Here is a 16,567-nt window from a genome sequence, read left to right as displayed (position 1 = left end):
ATGTATTATCATTATCCTGTTGCTTTGCGGTTAAAGGGGAAGGTATGTCTGGTAGTCGGCGGAGGGCAGGTAGCCTATCGAAAGGTACTATCACTTTTGGAATGTGGTACAAAAGTAAAGCTGGTGAGTCCCCAGTTGATAGAAGAACTTAGGCAACTGGTGGAAAAAGGGAAAGTTATTTATTTTCAGAGAAAATTTACTGAAAAAGATCTGGATGGGGTTTTTCTGGTTATCGGTGCAACCGATGATCGTCAAGTCAATAGCCGAATTGGGGAGTTAGCTCAAAAAAGAAATCTTTTGGTCAATATTGTGGATCAACCTGAGGATTGTAATTTTATTGTCCCAGCTATACATCGGACTGGAGCTTTAACCATTGCTATTACTACTGAAGGAAAAAGTCCTGCACTTGCGGGAAAGATCAGACGGGAATTGGCTAAATATTATCCGGAAGTCTACGGGCTTGCTCTGGATTGGTTAGGAGAGATAAGATCCTTTGTCCAGACTCATCTATCTGATCAAAGAAGTCGACGAAAAATTTTAATTAGTCTTGCTTCTGATCTGGTTGAATTGTTAAAAAAAGGCCAGATTCATCAGGCCCTAGAGAGGGTGCAATTATCTTTAGCTGATATACCTGAAAGTGAGAAATTTATAAAAGAACTTATGTCTAAAAATAAGGAATGGTTGGAAATGAGGGATTATAGTGAAGACCATCAGAATCGGTAGCCGTGGTAGCCTTCTGGCGCTGACCCAGACTAATTGGGTAAAAGAGAGGTTAAAAGAAGCTAACCCGGATTGTCATTTTGAAATTGTAAAGATAAAGACCAGAGGAGATCAGATCTTAGATCGTTCCTTAGCAAAAGTAGGTGGGAAAGGGCTTTTTATAAAGGAAATTGAGCAGGCCTTATTGGATGGTCAGATCGACCTGGCGGTGCATAGCTTAAAGGATATGCCTGCAAGAGTTCCGGAAGGTTTAAAGATAGGGGCCATAACCAATCGGGAAGATCCACGGGATGTGTTGATCACAAAAACGGGAGTTACTTTAAGTGAACTTCCTTTAAAAGCACGAATTGGAACCAGTAGTTTAAGACGAAAGGCACTACTTCTAGCCTATCGTCAGGACCTTATAATTGTGCCAATAAGGGGTAATATACATACGCGCTTACGAAAGCTTGAGGAAGAAAATCTGGATGGAATTATATTAGCCGCAGCCGGTTTAAACCGGATGGGTTGGCGAGATAGAGTAAGTCAATATTTAGATCCTGATTTCTTTATTCCTGCTGTTGGCCAGGGGGCATTGGCCATTGAGATTCGTGAAGATGATACATATATTTCTCAGTTGGTGGCTGGTCTGGATCATTCTGAGACCAGAGCTGCAGTAACGGCTGAACGGGGTTTATTAGAACGGTTGGAAGGAAGCTGTCAGATTCCCGTAGGAGCTTATGGCCGCTGCCAGGGTCAGATAGTAACACTGACGGGATTTGTGGCGGATTTGACAGGTAGTCGAGTAATTCGTCGGACAAAACAGAGTTTAAAAGGGGACGCTCATAAATTAGGAATAGAGTTGGCAGAAATAATTCTTGCAGAAGGTGGTACAGAACTTTTAACTGAAATTAAACAGGAGTTGAAAAAGAAATGAAAAAGAAAGGAAAAGTTTATCTTGTAGGAGCAGGGCCCGGTGATCCCGGGCTTATTACAGTGAAAGGATTAAACTGTATTCGTGAAGCGGATATGATTGTTTATGATCGGTTAGTAAATCCTCTTTTATTAAGGGAAGTAAAAGATGGAGCAGAGTTAAAATATGTAGGTAAATCGGTTAACCATCATACATTATCACAAAATGAGATTAACCGTTTGCTGGTCAACGAAGCTTTAAAAGGTAAAATTGTTACCCGGTTAAAATGCGGAGATCCTTTCATTTTTGGCCGGGGCGGTGAAGAGGCAGAAGAATTAGCTAAAGCGGGAATTGATTTTGAAGTTGTTCCCGGAATAACTTCAGCTATTGCAGTACCAGCCTATGGTGGGATACCCCTTACTCACCGGGAGATAAATTCGACTGTAACTTTTATAACTGGTCATGAAGACCCTTTAAAAGAAGAAACGGCAGTTGATTGGGAACATCTGGCTAAAGAAAAAGGAACTCTGGTCTTTCTTATGGGTGTAGGAAACCTACCTAAGATTGTAAAGCAGCTTTTAAAATACGGTCATTCTCCTGAAACACCTGTTGCTTTAATCCAGTGGGGGACACGGCCGGAACAGAGAACTGTTACAGGAAAGTTGACCAATATCGTTGAAAAAGTCCGTGAGGCAAGAATTACCCCACCTGCTATAATTGTAGTTGGAGAGGTTGTAAGGCTCAGAGAAAATCTTAACTGGTTTGAAACGAAACCTCTTTTTAAAAAGCGGATTCTTATTACCCGTGCCCGACATCAAGCTGGTGAACTTTCCTGTCTGCTTCAGAATCTGGGGGCAAAGGTAATAGAATGTCCTACCATTAAAATTACTCCCCCTAAAGATTGGAAACCTCTGGATGAAAGAATCAAAAGATTATCAGAATATCAGTGGGTAATATTTACCAGTGTTAATGGAGTAGAGTATTTTATGCATAGACTTTTTGCCAATGGCCTGGATGTTCGGGCATTGGGTAATGTACGAATTGCGACCATAGGATCAGCAACAGCTAAAAAACTTAAAGATTATGGATTAATAGCTGATTTTATTCCTGATAAGTTTATCGCTGAAGAATTGGCATCTGGTCTTGCAGAGATAACTGATTTAAAAGGTGCAAAAATTCTTATACCTCGTGCAGCTTCAGCAAGAGTTCTTCTGGTTGAAAAATTAAAAGAAGCAGGGGCTAAGGTAGATGAAGTAGCAACTTATCAGACGGTTCTAGGAGATGGTCTAAAAGAATTACCAATGTTATTTAAGAAAGGAAAAATTCAGGTAGTCACTTTTACTAGTTCTTCTACGGTGCGAAATTTAGCGGAATTTTTATACCCACAATCTTTTGGTCAAATGCTTAAAAATGTGATAGTCGCCTGTATTGGTCCAATTACTGCTAATACAGTAAAAGAGTTGGGTGGTCATGTGGATTTGATTGCAATGGAACATACAATTACCGGTTTAGTTGAGAGTCTTGTCCGATATTTTGCTTAACAGGTTAATTTTAGAAGAGATTGTCCCTAAAGGAAAAGATTTTGACTCTGAAATTAAATAAAAATTTTAACAGGAAATCATACCACGGTTGACGAATCATATTTTAAAATCTTTTCATTTTGGGTGTAGTAAACCTGGTTTAAAGAACTGTTACATATAGTTTTGACGTTATTGTTATTCAATACATGGGGGTGACTATAAATGGAATTTACTAAATCCAGACGGGCTTTCGAAGAAGCAAAAAAAGTGATTCCTGGGGGAGTGAATAGCCCTGTTCGGGCTTTGAAAGCTGTAGGCTGTGATCCTGTTTTCATAAGTCGGGCTAAAGGTGCATGGTTATATGATATTGATGGAAATCAGTTTATAGATTATATTGGTTCCTGGGGCCCTATGATTGTAGGTCATGCCCACCCGGATGTTGTAGCAGCTTTAGAAGAAGTGATTAGTCTGGGGACAAGTTTTGGCGCACCTACCGAACTTGAGACAATGCTTGCTCAGATGGTTTTGGAAGCTTTTCCATCAATGGATAAGGTCAGGATGGTAAATTCGGGTACAGAAGCAACCATGAGCGCAATCAGGCTGGCCCGGGCTTATACCGATCGGGATTTGATTGTTAAAATGGAGGGGTGTTATCACGGTCATGCTGATTCATTATTAATTAAAGCAGGGTCTGGTGCTACCACTCTGGGGGTACCGACAAGTCCAGGGGTTCCTCAAGATTTTGCCCGTAATACCATCTCTGTACCCTATAATGATCTTGAAATTTTACGCCAGGTCTTTGCTGAACGGGGTGAAGAGATTGCAGCAGTAATTCTTGAACCGATTCCTGGTAATATGGGAGTGGTCTTACCTAAAGAAGGGTATCTGACCGGGCTTAGGGAATTAACTAAGGAATATGGAGCGCTTCTCATTTTTGATGAAGTGATAACTGGTTTTCGAGTTGCTTATGGAGGTGCCCAGGAACTTTACGGAATTGATCCTGATATAACATGTCTTGGAAAGATTATCGGAGGCGGACTGCCAGTTGGGGCATACGGTGGCAAAGAAGAGATTATGGCACAGGTGGCACCGGAAGGACCTGTCTATCAGGCAGGTACCCTTTCAGGTAATCCGTTGGCAATGGCTGCGGGAATTGCCACTTTGCGCTTACTCAAAAACCCGGGTGTTTATGATCACCTCTGGTTGATGGGTAAACGGTTGGAAGATGGAATTAAACAAAACCTGGCTGAATTGGAGATTCCAGCTTATTTTAACCGGTGTGGTTCTATGTTTACTCTCTTTTTTACCGATAAAGAGGTTTATGATTATCAGACTGCCTTAAGCAGTAATACTGAGTTATATGCTAAATATTTTAGTGGTATGTTAAAAGAGGGTATTTATCTGGCTCCATCCCAGTTTGAAGCCGGGTTTATTTCTCTTGCACATACTGAGTCTGAGATTGACCAGACTATTGAAGCTAACTATAAAGTATTATATGAACTTAAATTAAAAAAGGATATTTAATACTGGAGGAGATTTTACACCGGTTATTGAATTAATATTTATTGGAGGATGGAGCTTTATGAGAAAGCTTAAAGATCAATTTGGACGTAAAATTGAATATCTTCGCCTGTCTATTACCGACCGCTGTAATTTGCGGTGTAAATATTGCATGCCTGCTGAAGGTGTAAAGAGTATCCCACATGATGAGATTTTGCGCTATGAAGAGTATTTGAGAATTATTGGAGTGTTGATTCAGCTTGGGATCCGTAAAATACGGATTACTGGAGGTGAACCCACTGTCCGGAAAGGGATTGTTGGGTTTATTAGGGCTTTGCACCATCTGCCGGGCATTGAGGATTTAGCTATGACTACTAATGGGACTCTTCTGGATAAATTAGCTCTGCATCTAAAGGATGCTGGATTAAACCGGGTGAATATAAGTCTGGATACTCTCAAACCTGAGAAGTATAGAGAAATAACCCGGGGTGGTGATTTCAGTAAATGTTGGGCAGGGATTCAGGCTGCTATCCAGACAGGCTTGAATCCCGTTAAGCTCAATGTGGTGGTGCAAAGAGGTTTTAACACTGATGAGATTTTAGATTTTGCCAGATTAACTTTTGAGCAATCAATACATGTGCGCTTTATCGAGTTTATGTCTAAAGAGGCGGCAAGTGAATCTTTATTTTTTTCCAATAATGAAACTCTTAAGATTTTAAAAGAGCTGGCGCCTCTTGAAAAAATTAGCAAAGAATTTGGAGCAGGACCTGCCAGATATTTTCAATACAAAGGAGCTAAGGGCAAAATTGGCCTTATAAGTCCCATCAGTCATCAATTCTGTGCTTCGTGTAATAGGATTCGTTTAACAGCAGAAGGAAAATTGCTTCTCTGTCTGGGTTCTGATCGGTACCTGGACTTAAAAACTCCGTTGAGGCATGGAATCTCTGATGAAGAATTAATTGATCTTATCAATAATGCACTACAGGAGAAACCACAAGGACATCAGTTCGGTAGAAAAGGGATAATGCGTTTGATGTCCAGTATTGGTGGATAAAAATTGGAAAAGAAATTGATGTAGCGTGTTTATCATTTTGTGTTATAATATAAAGAGGAGTATTGGAGGCATTGGAAGATGAAAAAACTTATTTTAGCTTCAGCATCTCCAAGAAGGAGAGATTTACTAAAACAGATTGGTCTGGAATTTGATATTATTCCCAGTAATGTAGATGAAACTATTAAAGAATCTGATCCGGTCCAATTGGTTAAAAAGCTGGCACTTTTAAAAGCTAAAGATGTAGCTCAGCGGGCCAATGGATTGGTAATTGGCGCAGATACAATTGTTGTTGATGGACAAACTGTACTTGGTAAACCAGGTTCAAAAAAAGAAGCATTTCAAATGCTTAAAAGTTTAAGTGGGCGAAAGCATCAAGTGATGACAGGGGTTGCTGTCGTTGATAGCGAAAATAATAATGAGTGGGTGGATGTTGAGATCACTCAGGTATATTTTCGTGATTTGTCCGATGCAGAGATAGAAAGATATGTGGCAAGTGGAGAACCGATGGATAAGGCAGGAGCTTACGCAATTCAGGGAAAAGGGGCCCTCTTTGTAGAAAAGATTGAAGGCTGTTTTTTCAATGTGGTAGGTCTGCCTTTATTAAAAACGGTTCAGATACTTAAGAAAGCAGATGCGGAAATTAAAAAATATATCTAAAAGAGGTGGAAGATGGTCGAAAGTAAGCATTTTCGAATGACAGATCTTCCAATTGATGAACGTCCCCGTGAAAAACTTATTAAATGGGGACCTGAATCTCTCTCTAATGCTGAATTGCTTGCTATTATTTTACGGACTGGTTCACGAAATAAAACTGCCACCGGGCTAGCTGAAGAATTGTTGGGTTATATAAATGGTTTAAAAGGTATTTTGGATGTGAGTGTTGAAGAATTATTAAGCATCCGGGGAATTGGACAGGTTAAAGCTGTCCAACTTGTTGCTCTGGGAGAACTAACCAAGAGGGTTCATGCTGCCCAATATGATAAAAAGACCATCCAATCAGCAAATGACCTGGTGGAAATTCTCATGCCGCGGATGCGGTTTTTGATGAAAGAGGTTTTTTTAGTGGTTCTTTTAAATAGTCAGAATCAGATTCTCGGAATTGAAGAAATCTCTAAGGGAAGTCTCAATGAGACTATTGTTCATCCCCGGGAAGTTTTCCGGGAAGCAATTCGTAGAAGCTGTTCTGCGATAATATTGGCTCATAATCATCCTGGTGGGAATCCGGAACCCAGTCTGGAGGATTTAAAAATTACCCGACGGTTGTATAAAGGAGGTCAACTGTTGGGTATTCAGATTTTAGACCATCTGGTTTTAGGAGATGGTCGATATGTCAGTTTGAAAGAACGCGGTATAATTTGAAGTTGATATAAAAATAATTTGCTATTACTATATTAAAGTAGGAAAGGTGGAAATAAATATGTTCAAATTTATTAGTGCTCCATTTTCCCGTGATATGGGAATTGACCTGGGAACTGCTAATACGTTGGTATATATTAAGGGTAAGGGTATTACTATTCGGGAACCTTCAGTTGTTGCTAAACAACAGGATACAGGAGAGATTTTGGCAGTAGGTGAAGAAGCTAAGCGAATGATCGGTCGAACTCCAGGTAATATTGTGGCCATTCGTCCGATGAAAGATGGTGTTATTGCCGATTTTGATGTAACTGAAGCTATGTTACGTCATTTTATAAAAAAAGCTCACAAACGAATTCGTCTGGTCCATCCGCGGATTGTTATTTGCGTACCGTCCGGTGTAACTGAAGTTGAGAAACGGGCAGTTCATGATGCAGCTATTCATGCTGGTGCCCGTGAAGCTTATTTAATTGAAGAACCGATGGCTGCTGCTATTGGTGCTGGACTGCCAGTACATGAACCTGCAGGTAATATGGTTGTTGATATCGGAGGTGGTACGACAGAAGTTGCTATTATATCCCTGGGAGGAATTGTAACCAGTGAATCGATCCGCGTTGGTGGTGATGAAATGGATTCTGCTATTGTTCAGTATGTAAAACAAAATTACAACCTGATGATAGGCGAACGGACTGCTGAACAGGTAAAAGTAGAGATTGGAGCAGCTATTGTTGAACCAGGAGAGAATGAAATAAGAGAAGTACGGGGTCGGGATCTGGTAAGCGGTTTACCCAAAACTATCGAAATTTCTGCTGAAGAGATCAAAGAAGCCTTAAAAGAACCTATTTCTCGAATTATCAGTGCTGTTAAACGGACACTGGAACAGACTCCACCCGAATTAGCTTCTGATGTTATGGATAAAGGTATTATTATGACCGGTGGGGGGTCTCTTCTTAAGGGTTTAGATCGACTGATTAGCCAGGAGACTGGTATGCCTGTGCATATTGCAGATGACCCACTGGATTGTGTAGCTATTGGGACCGGTAGAGTATTGGATGAACTTAATGTTTTAAGGAGGGTTTTGATTACTCCTAAAAAAATCTCATAGTTTAGGTAAGAATTTATAAAGGTGGGGTTTTAAGATGAAGTTTCCTGGCGAAAAAAAGTTCTGGATTATTTTGGTAGTTATAATTATTCTTTTTGGTTTTGAAGCTCTAAGTTGGAAAGGTTATAAAATAAAGGAGACAAGTTTTTTAGAAAGTTTTCTCTATCAACTACTCCGACCCTTTCAAAAAATTGTGGCTAACGTTCATAATTCAGTAAATGACTATTGGATTTTGATAACCAACTTAAAAGAGATCAAAGAGGAAAATGAGAGACTAACCCATCGGATTCAAGAACTGGAATTTAAATTGGCAGAATATAATAAGATTCGTCTGGAAAATGAAAGGTTACGTAAGCTTTTGGCTTTTAAAGAACTGGTTCCTTTTAAAATGGTCGGAGCCAAGGTGATTGGGATTACTCCTAACAACTGGATTCAAGATTTAATCATTGATCGAGGTTCAAAGGATGGAATTAAAAATAAAATGCCTGTTATCACTTATAATGGTGCATTAGTAGGACAGATTTCTCAGGTTACAGCTAATACTGCCAGAGTTACTTTATTAACTGATGTAAATTTTGTCGTGGGTGGAAGGGTTCAACGTGAAGACTCCCGGGCCATCGGAATTATTAGAGGTCAGGCTGATAAAAAAAATTTTGCGATTATGGATCAAATTGCCTGGGATGCTGAGATTAAAGAGGGTGATCTGGTCATTACTTCCGGTTTGACCAGTAATTTTCCCATGGGAATCCCTATTGGCCGGGTCACCCGGGTTAAACAGGAGAATTTTGGTTTGATTCAGCAGGCTGAGATTGAACTCTTTATGAGTTTGACCCCTATTGAAGAGGTACTGGTAATTACTGATTTTTAAAGGAGATAGATTATGCGGAAGTTAATTTATTTCGGAATTTTATTATTTATTCTTTTAATCCAATCAACACTTCTAATTCAATACCAACCTTTTGGTGTAATTCCTGATTTATTATTGATTCTTGTCGTTAGCGGAGCTTTACTTAGAGGTTCTAAATTTGGTGTTCAGTTGGGATTTACTGCTGGTATTTTACTTGACCTAATCCTTGGCAGTTTTGGAACTAATATTATTATTAAGGTTTTTGTTGGATATCTGGTAGGAACTTTAGAAGGAAAAGTTTTTAAACAGCAGATACTGATTCCGATTTTAGTTGTATTTTTAATAACTTTTGTCCATGAATTTATCTTTTTATTCCTATCAGAGCAGTTGATCTTTTCCATCCCGTTTGTATGGGCTTTAAAAGCCAAAATCTTCCCACTGGCCCTTGTAAATTCTCTATTTACCATTCTCATTTACCCCGGTATATACTTATTAGAAAGGAAGTTTAATAATTATTAAATATTATGATTTACTGCAAAAAGTTAATTTTTCGCTTCTTGAGAAATTTTTCGAATCATCTAAAGCTCGATTTCTGCCGAAATAAGGCTTCCTAATCAAAGGGCCCTCCTTGGCCCTTGATTAGCTCATCACCTCTTGTGATGAGGCCTTATTTCGTCGGAAATCTCGCTAAGATTATTTGACGAAAAATTTCTATATCGCTCAAAATTACCTTTTTGTAGTATAATCGTATTATCTAATTGAAGGTAAGGTTTAAGATGGGTGGTGATAACCAATGGCTATTTCACAAAAAATGGAAAGGCGAATTTTCATTTTTGGATCTATTATTGTGATGATTTTTTTTGTCCTGGTTTTACGTTTAGCTTACCTTCAATTAGTGCAGGGGGAAAAATTCTATCAATTAGCTGAGAACAACAGGATTAATTTTCAAACCATTGGTGCACCACGTGGAAAGATTTATACTGTTGATGGAAAAATTTTAGTTTCAAATAAAATGGCCTATTCTGTATCAATTAAGGAGAAAGAACTAAATACTGAAGAGGATGTAAAAAGGACAATAGATGGTCTTAGTACTCTATTGAAGCTGGATGGGATGGAAATAATTCGGCAGTTGGTCCAAAATGTTATAGACGGAAAGGTAATCTTGATGGATAAATTAACACCCGAAGAGAAGATGTTGTTATTGGAGAATATCAAAAAATTGCCAGGGATGAGTATAGAACAAAAAGTAGATGGAAAAGGAAATCTTCAAAAAGAGTATCTACAGGTCAATTTAAGAGCAGTGAGTACTTCTAATCTTTTGAATGCCTGTAAAACTTTATCTGAACTCTTTTCTCTTAAATATGAGGATCTGTTAATTAAAATTATTGTTAAAGGTTTAAAAGATCGAGATATTCTTAGAATAAAACGGAATCTTACTCAGGAAGAAATGGTAATTTTGGAGGAACATTTAAATGATCTTCCGGGTGTAGTAATTGAAAAAATTTCTGTCCGTGACTATGTGTACGGTTCTTTAGCATCTCATGTCTTAGGTTATATGGGAGCCATTTCTCCAGAAGAATTACAGATGCTTAAAGACAAGGGATATCGCGGCGATGATTACATTGGTAAAGCAGGACTTGAGAGATATTATGAAAGTTATTTACGTGGGCAAAATGGATTGGAACGGTTTGAAGTAGATAGCCGTAATCGGAAAATACGAACTCTGGGGGTGAATACACCTTTACCTGGAGCCAATCTTTTTATTAATCTGGATCTTAAATTGCAGCAAAAAGCCGAAGAACTGTTGGAAAAGAAACTTGCCGAGCTTAGAGAAGAAGCAAAAGATGATCCTGAGATGATGGGTGGCCCTACTGGTGGGGCAGTAATTATAATGAATCCACAAAATGGTAAAATTTTAGCCATGACAAGTAAACCTAATTTTAATCTGAATCTCTTTGCTGGTGGAATCAGTCCTGAAGATTTGCAGAAGCTGAACAATGACCCACTCCTACCCTTTATAAATAGAACTATCACACCCCAACCGGCCGGTTCTATTTTTAAATTGGTGACAGCGGCTGCGGTTCTTGAAGAAAAGGTTATTGATGAGAATACTATCATTTATGATGCAAATGGAACTTATCAGATAGGAGAGTGGACTTATAATAACTGGGCCAAACGCGGTTATGGGCCTTTGAATGTTGTTGATGCCATTGCATATTCAAACAATATTTTCTTCTATAATGTAGCTCATCAGCTTTATAAGATGGGCAAGGGAGGAATAACTATCCCACAATATGCCAGGGCTTTCGGTTTAGGCCAATTAACCGGAATTGATCTCCCACGGGAAGAAAAAGGTTTAGTTCCTGACCGGGAGTGGAAAGAGAAAACCTATGGACAAATATGGCTGCCTGGGGAATCTCTCCATTTATCTATCGGTCAGGGGTATTTACAAACAACTCCCTTACAACTGATTAATCTGGTCAGTGCTATCGGTAATGGTGGTAAACTTTATCGCCCATATATAGTAGATCGGATCGAGAGTTATGATGGAAAGATAATTAAGCAGTTTGAGCCCAAAGTGATAGGGAGACTCCCGGTGAGTAAAAAGAATCTAGAGATTATAAAAAAGGGGATGATAGGTGCGACTACTTATGGTACGGCCCGGAAAGCCTTTGCTGATTTCCCCATTACTGTGGCAGGTAAAACTGGAACTGCCCAGACTGGTGCAGGTAATGCCAATCATGGCTGGTTTGCAGGTTTTGCGCCAGCTGATAATCCAGAAATTGCTATCCTGGTTTATATTGAACACGGAGTCTCCAGTTCCAGAACTTTGTCTATTGCTCGTGATCTTTTAAAATATTACTTTAAAATCCCTGATCCATTAGAAGAAGAGAAAACAGAATCAGATGATGCAGCTTTATCAGAGGAATTACATGAAAATGAAGAACTGGTTAATCAAAAGGAGAAAGAAAAAGAACCAGGCTTTTCTGATAAACTCAAAAAATTCTTTAATGAAGTCTTTTCTTTATAATAATTATAATTTTCCAGTTTGATGAAGGACTTTTCTCGGGTTTTGCAGAATTATATAAACCAGTATTTCGCTGTTAACCAGGGAGGAAGAGAGATGACGCAACAGGGGGTATTAATCAAGGGCAATAATGATGGAATAATTATCTATCTCAATGAGCAGATTGAATTTGCAGTAATTTTAGATGAACTTAAAGAAAAGTTTACCAATGCCTATGATTTTTTTAAAGGAGCCTCCGTTACCATTAATCCAGGTAAGCGTATCATTTCTCCTGAAGAAAAGATGGCATTGATTAATCTCTGTCAGGAGTTTGAATTGGCTGGAATTAAATTTGAGACCACACCAATGGTAACTCCTGAGAAAAAGAAAAGAGATTTAAGCGCGACAGAAGGTAATACTTTAATTTTAAAAAGGACGATTCGATCAGGACAGCGGATCTCATATAAAGGGAATGTAGTTATCATTGGTGATGTTAATCCCGGTGCTGAAGTAATTGCACAGGGAGATGTAGTGGTTATGGGTAGCTTACGGGGAGTTGTCCATGCCGGAGCTCAAGGCGATACGGACGCAGAAGTTTTTGCTCTTCTACTCCAGCCAACTCAACTCAGGATTGCCCATTGTATTGCCCGGTCACCTGATGGATATTTATTTAAAAAAAAGGGTAAGGCTGAACCTGAAAAAGCAAGGATAAGAGATGGTTTTATTGTCATTGAGGGTATTGAAGATTAAAAAGAGGAGGTCAAGGCATGGGTGGAAAAGTTATTGTAATTACATCTGGTAAGGGTGGAGTGGGTAAAACCACTGCCACAGCAAATCTGGGTACTGCCCTGGCTATGGAAGGAAAGAAAGTAGTTTTAATTGATGCTGATATTGGTCTTAGAAATTTGGATGTGGTGATGGGTCTTGAAAATCGAATTGTTTATGATATTGTAGATGTGGTTGAAGAGGCCTGTAGGCTTGAACAGGCTTTAATTAAGGACAAGCGAACTAAAAACTTATATCTATTACCGGCAGCACAAACTAGAGATAAAAATGCAGTAAATCCAGCACAGATGAGAGCTTTAACCAGTGAACTTAAAAAAGAATTTGACTATGTTTTAGTAGATTGTCCGGCCGGTATTGAACAGGGGTTTAAGAATGCTATTGCAGGTGCTGATGAAGCTATAATTGTGACTACTCCTGAAGTTTCTGCAGTCCGTGATGCTGACCGGATTATAGGTCTTTTAGAAGTAGAAGGTTTAAAGGATCCTAGAGTGATTGTTAACCGGATTAGAATGGATATGGTTAGACGTGGTGATATGATGGACCTAGAAGATATGATTGAAATCCTGGCCATCGGTCTTTTGGGAGTTGTTCCAGAGGATGAGGATATTGTGGTTTCAACTAATCGTGGAGAGCCTGTGGTTTTAAATCCTAATTCTCGTTCCGGGAAGGCTTTTCATAATATCGCCCTCCGAATTCTGGGTCAGGATGTACCATTGATGAATCTTGAAAAAGAAAAACTTATGGATCGAGTCAAGCGAATCATTGGCTTATCCTGAGAGGAGGACGTATGGTGATCGAATTTATTAAAAAATTATCACCCCGGGAAAACAGTAAAGATATTGCTAAAGAGAGACTTCAATTTATCCTCATCCATGATCGTATTCAACTTTCACCCCGGGAATTGGAGGAGATGAAAAAAGATATTATTGCAGTTGTATCAAAATATGTGGAAGTTGAAGAAAATGAATTGGAGATGAGTTTAAAGCGTAGAGAGGAGACAATGGCATTGCATGCTAATATTCCTATTCGGTCGAAGCGGAGCTAATAGCAGGACATTAGTCCTGCTAAATTCTTTTCTATCCCTCGTAACTGGACTTGTCTTTTCAGATGCTGTATAATTGAATGTGGAGGGATTAAAAAAATGATTGACTTTAACCGAAAATTATTGCGAAATATAGATTTATCAGTATTATTATTAACACTTTTATTGATAGGAGTTGGGCTTATTGCCATTACCAGTGCTACAAATTTTGGTCTCCAGGGAAGTTATAGTATAACATTTTTAAGAACACAGATAACTGCAACAATTTTGGGCTTACTTATGATTATAGGTGTGATGTTGATCGACTATCGGTGGTTGAAAGAGTACGCAGGTTTTATTTATTTTGGAACCTTAGTAGTTCTTGGAATAACTCTGGTTTTAGGGCGAACCGTCTCTGGTTCAAAAAGCTGGATTTTTTTTGGTCCTGTCAGATTTCAACCATCTGAGTTGGCAAAATTGGCAATAATTATTGTTCTGGCTGCTTTTATCGCTGATAGAGAAGATGAGATGAAATACCTTTTTGGGATGTTAAAGGCATGTATGTTGACGGCATTTCCGGTACTTTTAATTCTTGCGCAGAATGACTTAGGTACTGCTTTAGTTTTTATCGGGATTCTTATCGGGATGCTTTATGTGGGAGGCGGAAATGCAAAACTTATAACTATTGTCTTAGTCGTCAGCGTTACTTGTGTTATGATATTGGTGATATTAAGTATTCATTTTGATTTTAACTTGCCCTTATTAAAGTCTTATCAGCTAAAGCGTTTACAGGTTTTAATTGACCCCTATCTAGATCCCTTTGGATATGGTTACAATATTATTCAGTCAGAGATTGCCATTGGTTCTGGTCGGATGTGGGGTAAAGGGCTTTTTAAAGGGACTCAAAATAAATTACAATTTTTACCAGAGAAGCATACTGATTTTATATTCCCGGTTATTGGAGAAGAGTTTGGTTTTATAGGTGCCATTATTGTTCTATGTTTATATCTGGCATTATTGTTAAGGTCTTTAGTGATTGCACGGGAAGCCAGGGATTCCTTTGGAACTTTAGTGGTAGTCGGGATAATCGCCATGTGGGTTTTTCACATTTTAGAGAATGTAGGGATGACTATGGGAATCATGCCGATTACCGGTATTCCTCTGCCCTTTTTGAGTTATGGAGGAAGTTCTATGGTTACCAATATGATTGCTGTTGGAATGATTATGAATATAAGAATGCGAAAACATAAGATCTTATTTTAGAGCATAATTACCCTTGTGTTTTAATATTATTATATAAAGTATGATTTTACTGCAAAAAGCTAATTTTCCTCACTTCATAAAGAAATTTTTCGAACCATCTAAGGTTCGATTTCAGTCGAAGTAAGGCACCCTAATCAATGGGTTCTCCTGACTCTTGATTAGTTCATCAATCCTCATATGAGACCTTATTTCGACTGAATTCTCACTAAGATGGTTAAACGAAAAATTTCTATGGCACTCAAAATTAGCTTTTTGCAGTTTAATTAAAGTATATGATTAAGGGGGATTTTTTTGTGTCTTATCCAATTTTCTGGCGACAGATGGCTCTGGCGCTTATTATATTTCTTTGTATAGCTTTAATTGATGAATTTAAAACACCCTGGAGTCAAAGTTTTTTTTTTCTATTTAAAATATATATTATCGGATGAATCTGACTGGGATTACGATGTTTTAAAAAAGGTTGGAATTAATGAATTAAATCTGACTGTCAATGTAAATGAGTGGAGAGAACAGGCCTCACGGACTTTGCAAGATGGATTGGATCGTTTTTCTGAAATGCTCAAGTACCGGATGAATGAACTGATTACGAGGTGGAAAGAATGACGATTTTGAAAGTATTGAGAGTCAGATTAAAGATTAACTGGCTTTTTTTTGTGGTCTGTTTTCTTTTTGCCCTTGTTGGTGATCTGTTCAGAGTAGTAACAGTTTTTACTGCTGTTCTTCTGCATGAATTGGGGCATGTTATGACTGCCTGTTATTATGGACTAAAGATTAAAGAGATTGAATTACTGCCCTTTGGGGGTGTAGCGATTTTTGAAGATATGCTGGAGATAGATCCTAAGGTAGAGCGGAATGTGGCATTAGCAGGACCTCTGGTCAATTTCGGTCTGGTTCTTCTTTTAACCATCTTGATACGTTATGGCTGCCTCAATCCAGAGTTGGCCCTTTTTTTTATTTCTTATAACTTAAGTATTGGGATTTTTAATCTGGTTCCTGCTTTACCTTTGGATGGGGGACGGATTCTTAGAGCTGTTTTTGAATCTTTTTACGGGTATTGGAAGGCTACACATTGGGTCTTACAAATAACTAGAGTGCTAGCACTTATAATTGGAGTCTGGGCTTTTTTTAGTTGGATAACAGGAAAAGTAGGTCTCATTTCTTTACTTGCTGCTTTTTTTGTCTATTTTGCTGCTATGAAAGAAGAGGAGCAATCTATCTATGTGTTGATGAAATATCTGATCCAAAAAAATACTCTTCTTTTGGAATCAGAATTGGTGCCGGGGCAACAATACCTGGTATTGGGAGATACTATGACTGCCAAAGTGTTAAAAGTAATAAATCCCAAAACCTTTACCCAATTTTTAATTTATGATAAAGATTATAATTTTTTGGGTACACTAACAGAGGTTGAAGTGATAGATGCTTTTTTTGAAGAGGGAAAGAATGTGCCAATAAAAGAACTATTAATCACTAAATAGGGCTTTAAAAAAGGAATTTAGCTA

The 16,567-nt window shown here is 38.4% G+C and carries 17 protein-coding genes; all 17 read left to right on the top strand.

The features are described 5' to 3' along the window. Entirely contained in the window at positions 1 to 723 is a 723-nt protein-coding gene (locus tag BBF96_RS07840; protein ID WP_127016622.1) for a precorrin-2 dehydrogenase/sirohydrochlorin ferrochelatase family protein, read from the top strand. Further along, entirely contained in the window at positions 695 to 1,636 is a 942-nt protein-coding gene (gene hemC, locus BBF96_RS07835) for a hydroxymethylbilane synthase (RefSeq protein WP_418655017.1), read from the top strand. Before BBF96_RS07840 ends, hemC begins: the two co-directional genes overlap by 29 nt. Next, positions 1,633 to 3,153: a uroporphyrinogen-III C-methyltransferase gene (gene cobA, locus BBF96_RS07830; protein ID WP_127016620.1), complete on the top strand. Its 1,521-nt coding sequence runs from the start codon at positions 1,633 to 1,635 to the stop codon at positions 3,151 to 3,153. The genes hemC and cobA overlap by 4 nt, the downstream gene beginning before the upstream one ends. 201 nt (positions 3,154 to 3,354) lie before the next feature. Beyond that, entirely contained in the window at positions 3,355 to 4,656 is a 1,302-nt protein-coding gene (gene hemL, locus BBF96_RS07825; RefSeq protein ID WP_127016619.1) for a glutamate-1-semialdehyde 2,1-aminomutase, read from the top strand. Positions 4,657 to 4,714: 58 nt separating this feature from the next. Next, positions 4,715 to 5,686 carry a GTP 3',8-cyclase MoaA gene (moaA, locus tag BBF96_RS07820; protein ID WP_127016618.1) on the top strand — a complete coding sequence of 324 codons (972 nt, stop codon included), beginning with the start codon at positions 4,715 to 4,717 and terminating at the stop codon, positions 5,684 to 5,686. Positions 5,687 to 5,764: 78 nt separating this feature from the next. Further along, positions 5,765 to 6,343 (top strand): Maf family protein, encoded by a 579-nt coding sequence (locus BBF96_RS07815; protein WP_127016617.1) that lies wholly within the window; start codon positions 5,765 to 5,767, stop codon positions 6,341 to 6,343. Positions 6,344 to 6,355: 12 nt separating this feature from the next. After that, positions 6,356 to 7,045 carry a RadC family protein gene (gene radC, locus BBF96_RS07810; RefSeq protein WP_127016616.1) on the top strand — a complete coding sequence of 230 codons (690 nt, stop codon included), beginning with the start codon at positions 6,356 to 6,358 and terminating at the stop codon, positions 7,043 to 7,045. A gap of 58 nt (positions 7,046 to 7,103) precedes the next feature. Then, complete coding sequence (locus BBF96_RS07805; RefSeq protein ID WP_127016615.1) at positions 7,104 to 8,144, top strand: rod shape-determining protein; 1,041 nt, start codon at positions 7,104 to 7,106, stop codon at positions 8,142 to 8,144. Positions 8,145 to 8,178: 34 nt separating this feature from the next. Further along, a complete protein-coding gene (gene mreC, locus BBF96_RS07800; protein WP_127016614.1) occupies positions 8,179 to 9,009 on the top strand; it encodes a rod shape-determining protein MreC in 831 nt (276 codons plus the stop codon). Between the two features lie 12 nt (positions 9,010 to 9,021). Next, positions 9,022 to 9,507: a rod shape-determining protein MreD gene (gene mreD / locus BBF96_RS07795; RefSeq protein WP_127016613.1), complete on the top strand. Its 486-nt coding sequence runs from the start codon at positions 9,022 to 9,024 to the stop codon at positions 9,505 to 9,507. Between the two features lie 274 nt (positions 9,508 to 9,781). Beyond that, positions 9,782 to 12,019, top strand: coding sequence for a penicillin-binding protein 2 (mrdA, locus tag BBF96_RS07790; protein WP_127016612.1), 2,238 nt, complete (start codon positions 9,782 to 9,784; stop codon positions 12,017 to 12,019). A gap of 93 nt (positions 12,020 to 12,112) precedes the next feature. Continuing rightward, entirely contained in the window at positions 12,113 to 12,745 is a 633-nt protein-coding gene (minC, locus tag BBF96_RS07785) for a septum site-determining protein MinC (RefSeq protein ID WP_164730955.1), read from the top strand. 17 nt (positions 12,746 to 12,762) lie between these two features. Next, the gene (minD, locus tag BBF96_RS07780; RefSeq protein WP_127016610.1) at positions 12,763 to 13,557 is read left to right on the top strand and encodes a septum site-determining protein MinD; all 795 of its coding nucleotides are present in this window, start codon (positions 12,763 to 12,765) and stop codon (positions 13,555 to 13,557) included. A gap of 14 nt (positions 13,558 to 13,571) precedes the next feature. Beyond that, on the top strand, positions 13,572 to 13,826 hold the full coding sequence (minE, locus tag BBF96_RS07775) for a cell division topological specificity factor MinE (protein ID WP_236777900.1): 255 nt from the start codon (positions 13,572 to 13,574) through the stop codon (positions 13,824 to 13,826). 96 nt (positions 13,827 to 13,922) lie between these two features. Beyond that, positions 13,923 to 15,065 carry a rod shape-determining protein RodA gene (gene rodA, locus BBF96_RS07770; RefSeq protein ID WP_236777899.1) on the top strand — a complete coding sequence of 381 codons (1,143 nt, stop codon included), beginning with the start codon at positions 13,923 to 13,925 and terminating at the stop codon, positions 15,063 to 15,065. A 363-nt stretch (positions 15,066 to 15,428) separates the two neighbouring features. Continuing rightward, the gene (locus tag BBF96_RS07765; RefSeq protein WP_127016609.1) at positions 15,429 to 15,668 is read left to right on the top strand and encodes a hypothetical protein; all 240 of its coding nucleotides are present in this window, start codon (positions 15,429 to 15,431) and stop codon (positions 15,666 to 15,668) included. After that, positions 15,665 to 16,543 (top strand): M50 family metallopeptidase, encoded by an 879-nt coding sequence (locus BBF96_RS07760; RefSeq protein ID WP_127016608.1) that lies wholly within the window; start codon positions 15,665 to 15,667, stop codon positions 16,541 to 16,543. Before BBF96_RS07765 ends, BBF96_RS07760 begins: the two co-directional genes overlap by 4 nt. The last annotated feature ends 24 nt before the right edge of the window (positions 16,544 to 16,567 follow it).

Source organism: Anoxybacter fermentans, from assembly GCF_003991135.1.
Lineage (GTDB): Bacteria > Bacillota > Halanaerobiia > DY22613 > DY22613 > Anoxybacter > Anoxybacter fermentans.
The sequence above is the reverse complement of the archived record's forward strand: the minus strand, read 5'-3'. Positions and strand labels throughout refer to the sequence as shown.